This window comes from Paenalcaligenes hominis (assembly GCF_041359055.1).
Taxonomy (GTDB): Bacteria; Pseudomonadota; Gammaproteobacteria; order Burkholderiales; family Burkholderiaceae_B; genus Paenalcaligenes; species Paenalcaligenes hominis_A.
The window spans coordinates 1-16,708 of record NZ_JBGJKZ010000001.1; the positions used below are offsets into that span (position 1 = coordinate 1).

Below are 16,708 nucleotides of genomic sequence, written 5' to 3' on the forward strand. Positions count from 1 at the left end.
CGACTTTCACCACACCACGCTCGATACGGCCAGTTACTACTGTACCGCGACCGGAGATGGAGAACACGTCTTCAACAGGCATCAAGAAAGTACCGTCAACAGCACGCTCGGGTGTGGGGATGTAGCTATCTAGAGCAGCAGCCAATTCCAACACGGCGGGGTGACCCAAAGGACCCATGTCGCCTTCAAGCGCTAGCTTGGCGGAACCTTTGATGATTGGGGTGTCGTCGCCAGGGAAGTCGTAGCTGGAAAGCAACTCGCGTACTTCCATCTCGACCAACTCGAGCAACTCTTCGTCGTCAACCATGTCGGCTTTGTTCAAGAACACCACAATGTAAGGCACGCCAACCTGACGGCTTAACAAAATGTGCTCACGTGTCTGAGGCATGGGGCCATCAGCAGCGGAACATACCAAAATCGCACCGTCCATCTGAGCCGCGCCAGTGATCATGTTTTTTACATAGTCAGCGTGACCAGGGCAGTCTACGTGAGCGTAGTGACGAGTGGGGGTTTCGTATTCTACGTGTGAAGTAGAAATGGTGATACCGCGTGCTTTTTCTTCAGGAGCCGCGTCAATTTGTGCGTAGTCGCGTGCTTCGCCGCCGTACTCTTTAGCAAGTACAGTACAAATAGCTGCAGTTAATGTAGTTTTACCGTGGTCAACGTGACCAATGGTACCAACGTTGACGTGCGGTTTAGTCCGTTCAAACTTACCTTTTGCCATGATTTATCCCATCAATGTTTTCAGAAAACAAAAAATTTAAAGCTGCCCATCCTTTGACGGGCAGATAGTTTGTGATTTACTTGCTACGAGCACTAATTACTTCGTCTGCTACGTGCTTAGGTGTCTCAGCGTATTGCTTGAACTCCATGCTGTAAGTAGCGCGACCTTGTGTTTGTGAACGTAGGCTTGTGGAGTAACCGAACATCTCAGCCAAAGGTACCTCGGCTTTAATGACTTTTCCACCACCTGGAATGTCTTCCATACCTTGAACCATACCACGGCGAGATGACAGGTCACCCATCACTGTACCGGCGTATTCTTCAGGTGTTTCGACTTCCACGGCCATGGTTGGCTCAAGTAGGACTGGGTTTGCGCGACGCATACCCTCTTTGAAACCCATTGAGGCAGCCATGCGGAACGCGTTCTCGTTCGAGTCCACATCGTGGTAAGAACCGAAGAACAACGTAACCTTAACGTCTACAACTGGATAACCCGCTAAAACACCAGCGTGTAGTGTTTCTTGGATCCCTTTGTCGACGGCGGGGATGTATTCACGAGGAACCACACCACCTTTAATTTCATCAACGAACTGATAACCACTGCCTGGTTCCATTGGCTCGAGCTTGAGCACAACGTGACCGTACTGACCGCGACCACCAGATTGACGTACAAATTTACCTTCAACTTCGTTACATGTAGAACGAATGGTCTCGCGGTAAGCCACTTGTGGCTGACCAATGTTGGCTTCTACGCCAAACTCACGACGCATACGGTCAACAAGAACTTCGAGGTGAAGCTCACCCATACCGGAAATAATGGTTTGACCAGACTCTTCGTCGGATGACACGCGGAAAGACGGATCTTCTTGTGCCAAACGGGATAAAGCCACACCCATTTTTTCTTGGTCGGATTTTGTTTTTGGTTCTACAGCCTGAGAAATAACAGGCTCGGGGAATTCCATGCGCTCTAGAACAATGTGATTGCTCATGTCACATAGAGTCTCACCTGTGGTGACGTCTTTTAGACCCACAACAGCAGCAATATCACCCGCCACTAGCTCTTTGAGCTCGGCGCGGTTGTTAGCGTGCATTTGCAAAATACGACCAATACGCTCGCGTTTGCCTTTGATGGGGTTATATACAGTGTCACCAGAGCGTAATACGCCTGAGTATACACGTACGAAAGTGAGCTGACCCACAAAGTTATCTGTCATTAGCTTGAAAGCCAAAGCAGACATTGGGGCTTCGTCATTCGCTTCACGTGATATGTCATTACCGTCGTCGTCTTGACCTTGAACTGCAGGAATATCTACAGGAGAAGGCATGTAGTCGATAACGGCATCAAGCATGCGCTGAACACCTTTGTTCTTGAACGCTGTACCACATAATACTGGCTGAATTTCACCAGCAAGAGTACGTAAACGGATACCTTGGTTGATTTCGGCTTCGGTTAGTTCGCCTTCCTCTAGGTATTTGTTCATTAGCTCTTCATTGGCTTCAGCAGCGGCTTCTACGAGGTTTTCGCGCCACTCATCGGCTTGGTCTTGTAGCTCAGCTGGGATGTCTTGGTATTCAAATTTAATACCGTAGTTTTCATCTTCCCAGATGATGGCTTTCATTTTGACCAAGTCAATCACGCCTTTGAACTCGTCCTCGGCACCGATAGGTAAAACTACAGGTACAGGATTTGCTTTTAGACGGAGTTTGGCTTGTTCTACGACTTTGTAGAAGTTCGCACCAGTACGGTCCATTTTGTTGATGAACAACAAACGGGGTACGTGGTACTTGTTAGCTTGACGCCATACCGTTTCAGACTGAGGCTGAACACCACCTACAGAACAGTACACCATGACCGCGCCGTCGAGAACACGCATAGAGCGCTCTACCTCGATGGTAAAGTCAACGTGCCCGGGGGTGTCAATGATATTGACGCGATGTTCTGGGTAGTTGCCAGCCATACCGCTCCAGAAAGCAGTAGTAGCGGCCGAAGTAATAGTAATACCGCGCTCTTGCTCTTGTTCCATCCAGTCCATAGTGGCGGAACCCTCGTGGGTTTCACCTAGTTTATGGCTTACACCGGTGTAGAACAAAATGCGTTCAGTAGTAGTGGTTTTACCAGCGTCAATGTGAGCTGAAATACCAATATTACGATAGCGCTCGATAGGGGTTTTGCGGGCCATGATCTATGTCCTTAGATTACCAACGGAAATGGCTAAACGCTTTGTTCGCTTCGGCCATTCGATGCGTGTCTTCACGCTTTCTCATTGCACCACCACGACCTTCTAAAGCATCGAGTAGTTCGCCAGCTAAGCGTAAATCCATGGATTTTTCGCTACGCTTTTTAGCGGCTTCGCGCAACCAGCGCATAGCTAACGCCAAACGACGTACAGGACGGACTTCTACAGGCACCTGGTAGTTTGCACCACCAACACGACGGCCTTTTACTTCAACGACAGGCTTGATGTTGTTAATTGCTGTATTAAATACTTCGATCGGATCTTTGCCGGTTTTTTCCTGGATATGATCGAATGCACCGTAAACAATACGTTCGGCTACAGCTTTCTTGCCGGATAACATGACCACGTTCATGAATTTGGCTAGCTCTACGCTACCAAATTTTGGGTCAGGTAGAATTTCTCTTTTGGGTACTTCGCGACGGCGAGGCATTGTATTTTCCTTGTGACTATTCAGTTGAACCGTTTCACGGTCTTGATCACTTATAGTGAAGAAGTGATCGCTTACATACCTGGGCTTTTAATGGTGCACAGGTTGCACAGACTCGGACCAATAGGTGTATTGATCTGCGGAAACTAAAAAATGATTATTTAGGGCGTTTTGCACCGTATTTAGAACGGGCTTGTTTACGGTCTTTAACACCTTGTAAGTCAAGGGCACCGCGAACAATGTGGTAGCGCACACCAGGCAAGTCTTTTACACGACCGCCACGGATTAGGACTACAGAGTGCTCTTGCAAGTTGTGGCCTTCACCACCGATGTACGAAATCACTTCGTAACCGTTAGTTAAACGCACTTTAGCTACTTTACGTAGCGCAGAGTTTGGTTTTTTAGGAGTAGTGGTGTAAACACGAGTACATACACCACGGCGCTGAGGGCAGTTTTCTAGCGCTGGGCTTTTGCTGCCCGGACGAGCTAGACCACGTGGCTTGCGCACGAGTTGACTAATAGTTGGCATAACCTCGACGTATCCTTTACGTACAATATAAACATCCGCACAACATGTGTGTACATATTGTGTAGGGGAGGAATAAATACACGATATCCGCCCACACGAAGTCTGTAAACGTAAAAGAGCGGATTCGAGCATTAAAGAATAACTCTTTACTATAAGGTAATTAAATTCTACATTTAAAAGAGTTATTTACTTATCAGGTAACCAGCAAAGTATCCTTGAAAGTAAGCCACTTAATTTACCGCAAATAATCAAGCTAGTCAAGGTTTTGCAGGGTTTAAGCCACGTTTTTACTTTGTTCTAAAACAGTTCTGTTAGGTGCTAATAGCGCAACGGTGTAACCTATGCGCATTCGCCTTATGTATATCTACTTTTATAACTAGCTCTATATAGAGCATTCAAAGGTCGTCATGAATATAGCCTCTCTCGAAGATGATCCCGTTCAAGCTGAAGTTATTCAAAAAAGCTTAACTAAAGCAGGATACAACTGCTCTGTGTTCCCGACCGGTAAATCTCTGCTATCTGCCTTAGCCAAACCACACCAATTTGACCTGCTGTTGTTAGATTGGGAAGTCCCAGATGTGAGAGGTCTAGACGTATTGCATTGGGTGCGCGACAATTTAGGCTATGCTTTACCCGTGCTGTTTTTAACCAATCGCTCTGACGAAGCGGATTTGGTCCAAGGGCTTCAAGCGGGCGCAGATGATTACATGAACAAGCCTATCCGCGAGGGCGAATTAATCGCTCGTGTCCAAGCCTTGTTACGACGCGTTAATCCCATTACACAAAGTAATGCTCCCTTTGATTTTGGCGTCTATCATATAGACCCTTTTAACAATAAGATTCTATTACGCGGTCAAGAAATCATTCTTGCCCCTAAAGAATACGAGCTAGCTCTCTTATTATTTAGAAATCCAGGTCGGCTTTTTTCACGAGATGTGTTGAGCACTGCTGTGTGGAACAGAGAGATTCCTGCTACGTCACGCACATTAGATACTCACCTTTCTAATATCCGTCGTAAGCTCGAGCTGCGCCCAGAAAATGGTGTCAAGCTTAATGCTTCTTATGCCCTTGGGTACCGCTTAGAATCTTTACTTGATGACTTCACACCTTAACTATGATTAAGCGCATCTATTTTGCTTTATTAGCTAGCCTTAGTGTGTTTGGCATAGGTCTAAGCTCTTTACATGCTGAGCCTGCTGGTGCCATAGGCGACAATTTTATCTATATTGTAGAGCCGGGCGATACGCTTTCTGAGCTAGCTACTCTTTATACTACGCGCTCAGGTTTATGGCGTCAGTTACAAAACATTAATAATGTACAAGACGAGTTAGCTCTTCCTATTGGGATGCAGCTTGAAATTCCCTTTCCTCTGATCCCTGTAGTTGCCACAGATGCTCAGCTTAGCCATACACAAGGCTCGGTATGGGTCAACGATCAATCGGTTTCTGCTGCTGTGTCTTTAAAAGCTGGCGATATAATTCGCACCGGTTCAAATGGTTTTGCTACGCTAAAACTAGAAGACCAAAGCACCTTGTCTTTACCTAATAACAGTCAATTGCATATACGTCAGCTTAATGCTTTTGAACGTGCGCGTTTAACGGATGCTATTTTAGAGTTGCAAGCTGGCACAGTAGAAAGTCGTGTTGCTCCCGAGCACACAGGTGTAGGACGCTTTGAAATTCATACCCCACTTAGCGTAACAGGGGTTCGAGGCACCGATCTGCGTATTCATACCACTCCTGCTGCTGCAATGACTGAACTGCTTAGCGGTAAAGCTCATTACGATACGAGGACGCAACAACTACAAAGCTTGAAGGCCACCCAAGGCGTTAGTATTCAAGCTGACGGTACCAGTTCTATTGTTCCCTTATTAGCTGCTCCCACGCTTTCTGAACCCGAACGAGGAGCACAAGGCTGGCAAGTTATGCTAGAGCCGGTAGCAGGCGCTCAGTATTATGTGGTACAAGTCAGCTTAGACCCTGAAGGCTCACAACTTGTTAAGCATTACGAAACGGCTGCCGACCAAAGGATTATCCCTCTGTTATCTTCGGGCCCAGGCGAGCATTATGCGTTTATTCGTGCTGTAGATAAAGACGGGCTGATGGGACTAGACGCCACTACAGCTTTTCCTGGGCAGCTGACTTTAACGAGTTCAGATGGCTCAAGTGTATCAAGTGGTTTTGGTAGCCCCATTTTATTAAATCATTATTAATACATGTTTAAACGTCTCCCTGTCGCTGAGGCGGATCTAGCCCGATCTTCTCTGTTGGCAGGGCAGATTAAGCGGGATTGGTGGTGGACAACAATGACACTGGTCATTTTTACCGCCATCCTTTCGCTTTTTAAAACTGAAGCAGCGCTGCAGCGCCTTGATCTGGTTTTTTATGATTACCAGTCTTCAGTAACCAAAAGCCCTATAGTTCCTGATCGCACTACTACTCATACCGTGCTGATTATTATTGATGACTATAGCCTTGAAAAAATGGGACATTGGCCCTGGCGTCGCAATGAGTATGCACGTGCTCTTGATTACTTATCATTAGCAAAAGCGGTGGGCTTGGATATTATTTTCCAAGACCATAACCCTGTATTTCCAGAGGACGAGGCATTTTTAAGTTATAGCATCGCTCAACATGGTCGGGTTGCATTAGCCAGCACAGTTAATGCAACACAAAGCCAAGTTTATAAACCCATTCAATCTTTAGCCGATGCTGCCGCAGCCATTGGTTATATCAATATTTACCCCGGCCGTGATGGCGTTGTACGTAATGTCTTGCTTTACCAAGACATTCCCCCCATCACATCCCATCATTTTACTTTAGCCTTACTCGAGGCCGCAGGTGAAACGGCTGTATTAAAGCAAGTCTTAGAAAACCCCATCGGCTCCAACCGCTTAATTCCATTTATTGGTCCCGCAGGTTCATTTGAATCCTATTCATTCTATGACGTGCTTAATGGCAAAGTGTCCCCCCAAGTTTTTAAAGACAAGTACGTAATCATTGGCGCATGGAGTAGTGGCCTAGGTGACTATTACCCTACCCCCCAGTCATCTCACAGCCATACCAGCATGTCAGGGGTAGAAGTGCTCGCTAATATTCTTGAAAGCACGTTAAATAATAATTGGATCCATACCCCTAATGCTCTACTTAGTGCAGTATTGAGTGTACTGCCGGTATTGTTTATTTGTTATGTGTTACGTTCTTTGCCACCACGTGGCGCTATTTTTGGAACTGTAATCGTTTTAATATGGATTTTCATTGGCAGTTGGGCATTGCTTAATTTATTGAACTACTGGGTAGCTCCATCAGCCGCTATTATCGGCACTATTCTTGCTTATCCAGTATGGTATTGGCGCAGTCAAGAAACCGTTATTCGTTACGTTAACAAAGAGCTTTATGAAATGCGCAAACAAGATCCCGTGCTTAGCCAAGCCATTCAAACTAGCTCGGGCCCAAACTCCTTGCCAGAGCGTCTTGCCCATTTACATAAAGCCATTGAACTATTGCGTGAAGCGCAACAGCGTCGCGAGGAAACACTACGTTTTATCTCGCATGATATGCGAGCTCCCCAAAACTCCATTTTGTCTTTAATCCGAATGCAGCGTGCCGATGAGCTAGATTTAGATATGGCTACGTTATTGAATAAAGTAGAAAACTACTCAAAAAGCACGCTGGAGTTAGTCGATGATTTTATGGACTTGGCTCGGGTAGAAGCGATGGAGTTGTCGTTTGAAGTGGTTTGTTTAAATGATGTGATGGCTGAAATCTGTGACGAGGCATGGGTCAGAGCCAAAGCAAAACACATCTCTGTTCATTTTGATGAACCTGAGCAAACACTCTGGGCTCCTATTGCCCCTAAACTGTTTAAGCGTGCTTTGATCAACCTTGTAGACAACGGCATTAAATATAGCCCTTCTCACACCAACATACGTTGTGCATTACAACAAGTCGAGCACACGATTATCATTACAGTCAGTGACGAAGGCTGGGGCATTCCTGCCAAAGATTTACCCACTATCTTTCAAGCATTTAAACGCGCTCACACCAATCGGGCCGATGACCCTGCCGGCAGCGGCCTAGGCTTAGCTTTTGTGCATACTGTAATTGCTAGGCATTTTGGCAAAATCTCTGTAACCAGTACAGAAAACATAGGTACCACTTTTACTATTGAAATCCCCGCCGAGACCCCGCTTTAATCACTGACTGATCAGCTATAGAACCTTCGAGCTAAAACAAAGGACGGCTCTGCTGTCCACGCTACTTACACTTGCCTAAATAGCGGTTTTTTCACATAAAAAGGATAAAAAAAGGCCGCACCTATAAGATGCGGCCTTTTTTCGCAGACATGAGTCTTATTCTGCTGTATCACTATCCTCTGTGGATGGTGAATCCATGAACGGGTTTTCCTGTTCACGTGCAGCACGACGTTCTGCAATCTCAAACTCTTCTTTGGCATGACGAGCTTGGTGGTAAGCCATCCCTGTACCAGCAGGAATTAAGCGACCCACGATTACGTTTTCTTTTAGTCCACGTAACTCGTCTCGTTTGCCCATAATGGCAGCTTCGGTAAGAACACGAGTTGTTTCTTGGAAAGAAGCAGCCGAAATAAAGGAGTCGGTCGATAGAGAGGCTTTGGTAATACCCAACAATACGTTTTCGTATGTAGCTGGGATACCTTTTTGGCCTTCTACACGATCGTTCTCATTTAAGAGTTCTGAGCGCTCAACCTGCTCACCAGTAATGAAGTCGGTATCACCTGCATTGGTAATATTCACACGACGCAGCATCTGACGCACAATGACTTCAATATGCTTATCGTTAATCTTCACACCTTGGAGACGGTAAACGTCTTGAACTTCGTTAACTACATAACTAGCTAACTGCTCAATGCCTTTGAGACGCAAGATATCGTGAGGATCGGGCGGACCATCAACAATCGTTTCGCCTTTGTTCACAACCTGACCGTCGTGTACCAGAACCTGTTTTTCTTTAGGAATGAGGAACTCATGGCTTACACCGTCAAAGTCAGTAATGACCAAACGTTGTTTACCTTTAGTGTCCTTACCAAAAGAAACAGTACCAGTAACTTCAGCTAGCAAACCAGCGTCTTTGGGTGAACGTGCTTCAAAGAGTTCTGCCACGCGTGGTAGACCCCCAGTAATATCACGTGTTTTCTGAGATTCCTGAGGAATACGAGCCAGAATTTCACCCACAGATACCTGTTGACCATCACGTACGGTAATCAACGCACCCACAGGGAACGAAATATTTACCATGTGATCGGTACCCGCGATTTTGATTTCCTCGCCTTTCTCGTTTAAGAGTTTAATTTGAGGACGGGTTGCTGTTTTACCACCACGTGTCTTAGGAGTGATCACCACCAATGTGGTCAAACCAGTTACCTCATCCACTTGGCTGGCCACGGTTACGCCCTCTTCGATGTTTTCGAAGCGAACAGTACCTGTGTACTCAGACACGATTGGACGAGTTAACGGATCCCAACTTGCAATACGTTGACCTGCTTTGACGGACTCGCCATCATTCACAGCAATGGTCGCACCGTATGGGATCTTGTGGCGTTCACGCTCACGACGGTTATCATCATAAATGATGATTTCGCCAGAGCGAGAGATAGCAATGCATTCGCCTTTGGCGTTAGTCACATAACGCAAGCCTAAAGCAAAGCCCACCTGACCCGCTGTTTTGGTCTCTACCGTACTGGTTGTTGCTGCACGCGATGCGGCACCACCAATGTGGAACGTACGCATTGTTAACTGAGTACCTGGCTCACCAATGGACTGCGCTGCAATCACACCAACAGCCTCACCTCGGTTAACCAAAGAACCACGACCCAGATCGCGACCGTAACAGTGCGCACACAAGCCATGACGTGTTTCACATGTCAATGGTGTGCGGATTTTCACCTCATCAATACCAAGTTGATCAATTAGGTCAACGGTATCTTCATCAAGCAATGTCCCAGCAACCACAACACTTTCTTGGGTGTCGGGGTTCACGATATCAATGGCTGCTACACGACCTAAAATACGGTCACGCAATGGTTCAATAACCTCACCACCATCAAGTACCGCTTTCATGGTGTAACCACTGGTAGTACCACAATCGTCTTCGGTAATAACCAAGTCTTGGGTAACATCAACTAAACGACGCGTTAGGTAACCGGAGTTAGCCGTCTTCAACGCCGTATCGGCTAGACCCTTACGAGCACCGTGTGTAGAAATAAAGTACTGAAGTACATTTAGACCTTCACGGAAGTTAGCTGTAATAGGTGTTTCAATAATGGAGCCATCTGGCTTAGCCATCAGACCACGCATACCAGCCAACTGACGAATCTGAGCAGCCGAACCTCGAGCACCCGAATCAGCCATCATATAGATGGAGTTAAAAGACTCTTGACGTGTTTCATTGCCGTGACGATCAACTACTGCTTCAGTAGCCAATTGTTCCATCATGGCCTTACCTACCTGGTCACTGGCTTTACCCCAGATATCCACTACGTTGTTGTAGCGTTCTTGAGCGGTAACCAAACCAGAGGAATACTGCTTGTCAATTTCTTTAACTTCAAGCGCCGCTTTGTCAAGAATTTCGACTTTAGCAGCTGGCACTAACATGTCGTTCATGGCGATAGAAATACCACCACGTGTCGCCAAGCTAAAGCCGGACTGCATGAGTTTATCCGCAAAAATAACCGTGGCACGTAAACCGCAACGACGGAAAGAGTGGTTAATTAAGCGTGAAATTTCTTTTTTCTTCAGCGCTTGGTTTAACAACTCGAACGGGAAACCATGAGGAAGAATCTCGGAAAGCAATGCACGACCAACCGTGGTCTCTACACGCTTTTTAGAGCCTTCCCACTCGCCCTGCTCATTTTTGTGGTATTCGTCAATACGTACGGTAATACGTGTTTGTAACTCCACTTCGTGGCTATCGTAAGCACGTTGAACTTCGCTAACATCCGCAAAGAACATACCCTCACCCTTGCCGTTAACACGAGCGCGGGTAGCGTAATACAAACCTAGAACGATATCCTGTGAAGGAACAATAGACGGCTCGCCGTTCGCTGGGAACAACACGTTGTTAGAAGCTAGCATCAAGGTGCGAGCTTCGAGCTGAGCTTCGAGCGATAACGGTACGTGTACCGCCATTTGGTCACCGTCAAAGTCAGCGTTAAACGCGGCACAAACGAGTGGGTGTAATTGAATGGCTTTACCTTCAATAAGCACTGGCTCGAATGCCTGAATACCTAAGCGGTGCAACGTAGGTGCACGGTTAAGCATTACAGGGTGTTCACGAATAACTTCTTCTAAGATATCCCAAACTACAGGCTCTTGGTTCTCAACGAGCTTTTTGGCTGCCTTAATAGTGGTAGCCAAACCCATCATTTCCAAACGGTTGAAAATAAAGGGCTTAAAGAGCTCTAGCGCCATCAGCTTGGGTAAACCACACTCGTGTAGTTTAAGCTGCGGGCCCACCACAATCACGGAACGACCGGAGTAGTCAACACGCTTACCAAGCAAGTTTTGACGGAAACGACCGCTCTTACCCTTGATCATATCGGCCAAGGATTTAAGCTGACGCTTGTTAGCACCAGTCATGGCTTTACCACGACGACCGTTGTCGAGTAAGGAGTCCACCGACTCTTGCAGCATACGTTTTTCGTTGCGCAAAATAATGTCAGGTGCTTTTAGCTCGAGTAGACGCTTCAAACGATTGTTACGGTTGATCACACGACGGTAAAGGTCGTTTAGATCAGACGTGGCAAAGCGACCGCCATCGAGCGGCACCAAGGGGCGCAACTCGGGAGGTAATACAGGTAAAACCTCTAGGATCATCCAGTCAGGCTTAATACCAGACTTTTGGAAACCTTCTAGCACTTTTAGGCGCTTAGAGATTTTTTTGATCTTGGCATCGGAACCCGTGGCTTTGAGCTCGGCACGCAACGTTTCAACCTCGCGGTCGATATCAATGGTGCGCAAGAGTTCACGAACCGCTTCAGCACCCATTAGGGCGTGGAAGTCGTCGCCATACTCTTCTGTTTTGCTCAAGTAGTCATCATCTGACATGATTTGGCCACGTTTTAGTGGCGTCATGCCTGGATCAATGACACACCATGCTTCGAAATACAACACGCGCTCAATATCACGCAATGTCATATCTAGCACCATCCCGAGACGGGACGGCAGACTCTTCAAAAACCAAATGTGAGCGACAGGACATGCAAGCTCGATGTGCGCCATACGTTCGCGACGCACTTTAGAGACAGTGACCTCAACACCACATTTTTCGCAGATTACACCGCGATGCTTTAAGCGTTTGTATTTACCACACAGACATTCGTAGTCTTTAGTTGGACCAAAGATCTTGGCGCAGAACAAACCGTCGCGCTCGGGTTTGAATGTGCGGTAGTTAATGGTTTCTGGCTTACGGACTTCACCGTAAGACCAGGAACGAATCTTCTCGGGAGAAGCAATCCCGATGCGAATGGCATCGAATTGCTCTTCCTGATTGACTTGCTTAAAGAGATTTAATAGAGCTTTCATTATTTACGCTCCAAATCCATGTCAAGGGACAAGGATCGAATTTCTTTGACCAATACGTTGAAGGATTCTGGCATGCCAGCATCAATCACGTGATCACCCTTGACGATGTTCTCATAAACTTTAGTACGGCCGGCGATGTCATCAGACTTCACTGTGAGCATCTCTTGCAGCGTGTAAGCGGCACCGTAAGCTTCTAGAGCCCAGACTTCCATCTCACCAAAACGCTGACCACCGAACTGTGCTTTACCACCTAGCGGCTGCTGAGTCACTAAGGAGTATGGACCAGTAGAACGAGCATGCATCTTGTCATCTACCAAGTGGTGTAGTTTCAAGAAGTGCATATAGCCCACTGTTACAGGACGCTCGAATTGCTCGCCTGTACGTCCATCGTACAAGGTAATTTGTGTCCGGTCATCGCTTAGTTTTAATTTCTCAGCGATAGGATCCGGATAAGCTAGCTCTAGCATTACCTTGATTTCCTCTTCGGTTGCGCCATCAAATACAGGCGTAGCCAAAGGTAAACCAGCACGTAGGTTTTGTGCCATTTCTAGGATTTCAGCATCGGTCAAGTCAGCAATAGCCGCTTTCTTGCCGGTGGTGTTGTAAACCTTGTCTAGATAAGCACGAATTTCAGCTACTTGAGCACCTTGCTCTTGTTCGATCATTTCATTAATGCGATGACCAATACCTTTAGCAGCCCAACCTAAGTGAACCTCTAGTACCTGACCTACGTTCATTCGAGACGGAACACCTAATGGGTTCAGTACGATGTCCACAGGAGTACCATCAGCCATATGTGGCATGTCTTCAACGGGGGTGATACGCGAGACCACACCTTTGTTACCGTGACGACCGGCCATCTTATCACCAGGCTGAAGGCGACGCTTAACGGCTAAGTAAACCTTAACCATTTTCAGTACGCCTGGAGGCAACTCATCGCCTTGGGTGAGTTTTTTGCGCTTTTCTTCAAACGCTAAGTCAAACTGATGACGTTTGTGTTCGAGCGAGTCTTTGGTTTGCTCTAGAACCAAGGCGTGCTCTTCATCCGCTAAGCGAACGTCGAACCACTGCCAGCGGTCTTCTAGGCTTTCCAAGTATTCAGCAGAAACGGTAGAACCTTTAGCTAAACGACGAGGACCACCATTTACCTCTTTGCCATCTAGGAACTTAGCAATACGGTCAAAAGCATCGTCTTCAACAATACGCAACTGATCGTTTAAGTCTTGGCGGTAGCGACGTAGCTCATCATCAATAATGGACTGTGCTCGTTTATCACGCTCGATGCCTTCACGAGTAAAGACCTGAACATCAATAACTGTACCCACCATGCCGGACGGTACACGTAACGAGGTGTCTTTTACATCAGAGGCTTTTTCACCAAAGATGGCACGTAACAGTTTTTCCTCGGGTGTCAGCTGTGTTTCACCCTTGGGTGTTACTTTACCTACTAATACGTCATCCGCACGTACCTCGGCACCGATATAAACAATACCGGAATCATCAAGGCGGTTTAGCTGAGTCTCAGAAAGGTTGCTGATATCGCGAGTGATTTCTTCGGCACCTAGCTTAGTATCACGTGCAACAACGGTTAACTCTTCGATATGAACAGAAGTGTAGCGATCATCAGCTACTACTTTTTCTGAAATCAAGATCGAGTCTTCGAAGTTATAACCATTCCATGGCATAAAGGCGATCATCATGTTCTGACCTAAGGCTAGCTCGCCTAAATCGGTAGAAGCACCATCCGCCAAAACATCGCCACGAGCGACTAAGTCACCACGTTTTACGATTGGACGTTGGTTGATGTTCGTATTTTGGTTAGAACGTGTGTACTTAGTTAGGTTGTAGATATCTACACCGACTTCGCCAGCTACGTTTTCGTCGTCATTAACACGAATAACCACACGCTCAGCATCCACGTGATCTACGATACCGCCACGACGTGCCTGTACTGTAGTACCTGAGTCCACTGCAACAGTGCGCTCAATACCCGTACCTACCAAGGGCTTTTCAGGACGTAAACACGGCACCGCTTGGCGCTGCATGTTGGCACCCATCAAGGCTCGGTTCGCATCATCGTGCTCGAGGAACGGAATCAACGACGCTGCAACGGACACAATCTGTGAAGGAGCCACGTCCATGTACTGCACGTTGTCGGGTGAAGTCATCAGTGTTTCACCTGCTTCACGACACGCCACAAGATCATCCACAAAACGGTGATCTTCATCAAGCTCGGCGTTAGCCTGAGCAATGATGTAGTGACTTTCTTCGATAGCGGACAGGTAAACAATTTCCTCGGTAACTTGTTTGTTTTCCACTTTACGGTACGGGGTTTCTAGGAAACCGTACTCATTTAAGCGGGCAAACAACGCCATCGAGTTAATCAAACCAATGTTTGGACCTTCTGGTGTCTCGATAGGACACACACGACCGTAGTGCGTTGGGTGTACGTCACGTACTTCAAAGCCCGCGCGCTCACGTGTTAAACCACCAGGACCTAAGGCCGAGACACGACGTTTGTGCGTGATTTCGGACAAGGGGTTGGTTTGGTCCATAAACTGCGATAACTGGCTTGAACCAAAGAACTCTTTGATTGCAGCAGAAATAGGACGTGAGTTGATCAGGTCATGCGGCATTAAGTTTTCACTTTCAGCTTGACCCAAACGCTCTTTAACAGCACGCTCAACACGCACTAGACCCGCGCGGAACTGGTTTTCAGCCAATTCACCTACACAACGCACACGACGGTTACCCAGATGATCAATATCATCAATCTGACCAATACCGTTGCGTAAGTCGACGAGCAGCTTGATTGTGTCAACAATGTCTTCGTCTGTTAGAGTCATAGGACCAGACGTGTCTTCACCACGGCCTAAACGGCTGTTGACTTTCATGCGACCCACACGAGACAAGTCGTAGGTTTCTTCGCTATAGAATAAGCGTTGGAACAAGGCTTCTACCGCTTCTTCGGTAGGAGGCTCACCCGGACGCATCATGCGGTAGATAGCAATACGTGCTGCCATTTGGTCAGCCGTATCATCCGTGCGCAATGTGAGAGAAATATAACCACCTTGATCAAGATCGTTGATATAAAGGGTTTCAATCTCACGAATATTAGCGGCACGCATCTCGACCAACATCGTTTCAGTCAGCTCATCGTTCGCTTTGGCAATGACTTCCCCTGTTTCAGGGTTCACCACGTCTTTAGCTAAAGTGCGACCTACTAAGGTGTCTTCAGGAATAGAGATGTAATCGATTTTGGCTTCGTCTAAGAGACGAATATGACGCGCGTTAATACGTTTGTCTTTTTCAACGATGATGTTGCCGTCACGATCTTTGATATCAAAGCTCGCCACTTCACCACGCCAGCGTTTGGACACAAATTGCAAGCGACCACCATCGTCTTGAAGATCGATGTGATCAAACTCGAAAAAGTGAGCCAAGATGGCTTCAGGTGTCATACCAATCGCTTTAAGCAAGATAGATACAGGCATCTTGCGACGACGGTCAATACGGAAAAAGAGAATATCTTTTGGATCGAACTCAAAATCGAGCCACGAGCCACGGTAAGGAATTACGCGCGCAGAAAACAGCAATTTCCCCGAGCTGTGTGTCTTACCACGGTCATGTTCAAAGAACACACCTGGTGAACGATGTAATTGAGATACAATTACACGCTCTGTACCGTTGATGACAAAAGAACCATTTTCAGTCATAAGGGGCATTTCACCCATGTAGACTTCTTGTTCTTTGACTTCCTTGACGGTAGGTTTGCTTACCTCGCGATCCATTAGGACCAAGCGTACTTTCGCACGCAAAGGTGAAGCGTAGGTCAGGCCGCGCAATTGACATTCTTTTACGTCAAAAACAGGCTCACCTAGCACGTAGCTAACAAACTCTAGCCGTGCCATTTGGTTATGACTTACAATGGGGAAAATGGAATTAAAAGCTTCTTGCAGACCTTCGTTTTTACGCTCCGAAGGTAAGACGTCACGTTGAAGGAACGTCTTGAAAGACTCCAGCTGTGTTGCCAACAAATAAGGAACCTGCTGTACGTCTTCACGTTTGGCGAAGCTCTTGCGTATGCGCTTTTTTTCGGTGTACGAATAAGGCATGAGCACTCCGACTCAAGGGTTACACGGGCCGTCAACCACGACCCCGGTTTACGACTCTAGAAAACCTAACTCATGGTGTTGAACGGGTTGAATCAATAGGTTTTCTGGAGACGCAAA

9 protein-coding genes are annotated in these 16,708 nt (G+C 46.9%); 3 read left to right on the top strand and 6 right to left on the bottom strand.

Annotation, left to right across the window (positions count from 1 at the left end; genetic code table 11):
* The 4 genes from ACBP46_RS00005 to rpsL form a co-directional block, all read right to left on the bottom strand.
* The coding region (locus ACBP46_RS00005; RefSeq protein WP_371014699.1) for an elongation factor Tu at positions 1–724 on the bottom strand (724 nt) is incomplete at its 3' end.
* A 76-nt stretch (positions 725–800) separates the two neighbouring features.
* Positions 801–2,903 (bottom strand): elongation factor G, encoded by a 2,103-nt coding sequence (gene fusA / locus ACBP46_RS00010; protein WP_371014700.1) that lies wholly within the window; start codon positions 2,901–2,903, stop codon positions 801–803.
* 16 nt (positions 2,904–2,919) lie between these two features.
* A complete protein-coding gene (rpsG, locus tag ACBP46_RS00015; protein ID WP_077734103.1) occupies positions 2,920–3,390 on the bottom strand; it encodes a 30S ribosomal protein S7 in 471 nt (156 codons plus the stop codon).
* 154 nt (positions 3,391–3,544) lie between these two features.
* The gene (rpsL, locus tag ACBP46_RS00020; RefSeq protein WP_077734104.1) at positions 3,545–3,916 is read right to left on the bottom strand and encodes a 30S ribosomal protein S12; all 372 of its coding nucleotides are present in this window, start codon (positions 3,914–3,916) and stop codon (positions 3,545–3,547) included.
* Between the two features lie 407 nt (positions 3,917–4,323).
* On the opposite strand from rpsL, the gene ACBP46_RS00025 reads away from it, so the two are divergent.
* The 3 genes from ACBP46_RS00025 to ACBP46_RS00035 are packed head-to-tail and all read left to right on the top strand — an operon-like array spanning position 4,324 to position 8,111.
* Complete coding sequence (locus tag ACBP46_RS00025) at positions 4,324–5,028, top strand: response regulator transcription factor (protein WP_371014701.1); 705 nt, start codon at positions 4,324–4,326, stop codon at positions 5,026–5,028.
* 2 nt (positions 5,029–5,030) lie between these two features.
* Positions 5,031–6,128: a FecR domain-containing protein gene (locus ACBP46_RS00030; RefSeq protein WP_371014702.1), complete on the top strand. Its 1,098-nt coding sequence runs from the start codon at positions 5,031–5,033 to the stop codon at positions 6,126–6,128.
* Between the two features lie 3 nt (positions 6,129–6,131).
* Complete coding sequence (locus ACBP46_RS00035; protein ID WP_371014703.1) at positions 6,132–8,111, top strand: CHASE2 domain-containing protein; 1,980 nt, start codon at positions 6,132–6,134, stop codon at positions 8,109–8,111.
* 156 nt (positions 8,112–8,267) lie between these two features.
* On the opposite strand, the gene rpoC is transcribed toward ACBP46_RS00035, so the two are convergent.
* Together rpoC and rpoB are read right to left on the bottom strand one after the other, a co-directional pair.
* Positions 8,268–12,476, bottom strand: a complete 4,209-nt coding sequence (gene rpoC, locus ACBP46_RS00040; RefSeq protein ID WP_371014704.1) for a DNA-directed RNA polymerase subunit beta' — start codon at positions 12,474–12,476, stop codon at positions 8,268–8,270.
* Positions 12,476–16,591 (bottom strand): DNA-directed RNA polymerase subunit beta, encoded by a 4,116-nt coding sequence (gene rpoB, locus ACBP46_RS00045; RefSeq protein ID WP_371014705.1) that lies wholly within the window; start codon positions 16,589–16,591, stop codon positions 12,476–12,478. The genes rpoC and rpoB overlap by 1 nt, the downstream gene beginning before the upstream one ends.
* Positions 16,592–16,708: the final 117 nt, after the last annotated feature.

Coding starts and splice junctions, on each gene's coding strand:
- ACBP46_RS00025 (WP_371014701.1), top strand. CDS start 4,324: ATGAATATAGCCTCTCTCGAAGATGATCCCGTTCAAGCTGAAGTTATT.
- fusA (WP_371014700.1), bottom strand. CDS start 2,903: ATGGCCCGCAAAACCCCTATCGAGCGCTATCGTAATATTGGTATTTCA.
- rpoB (WP_371014705.1), bottom strand. CDS start 16,591: ATGCCTTATTCGTACACCGAAAAAAAGCGCATACGCAAGAGCTTCGCC.
- rpsG (WP_077734103.1), bottom strand. CDS start 3,390: ATGCCTCGCCGTCGCGAAGTACCCAAAAGAGAAATTCTACCTGACCCA.
- rpsL (WP_077734104.1), bottom strand. CDS start 3,916: ATGCCAACTATTAGTCAACTCGTGCGCAAGCCACGTGGTCTAGCTCGT.
- ACBP46_RS00030 (WP_371014702.1), top strand. CDS start 5,031: ATGATTAAGCGCATCTATTTTGCTTTATTAGCTAGCCTTAGTGTGTTT.
- ACBP46_RS00035 (WP_371014703.1), top strand. CDS start 6,132: ATGTTTAAACGTCTCCCTGTCGCTGAGGCGGATCTAGCCCGATCTTCT.
- rpoC (WP_371014704.1), bottom strand. CDS start 12,476: ATGAAAGCTCTATTAAATCTCTTTAAGCAAGTCAATCAGGAAGAGCAA.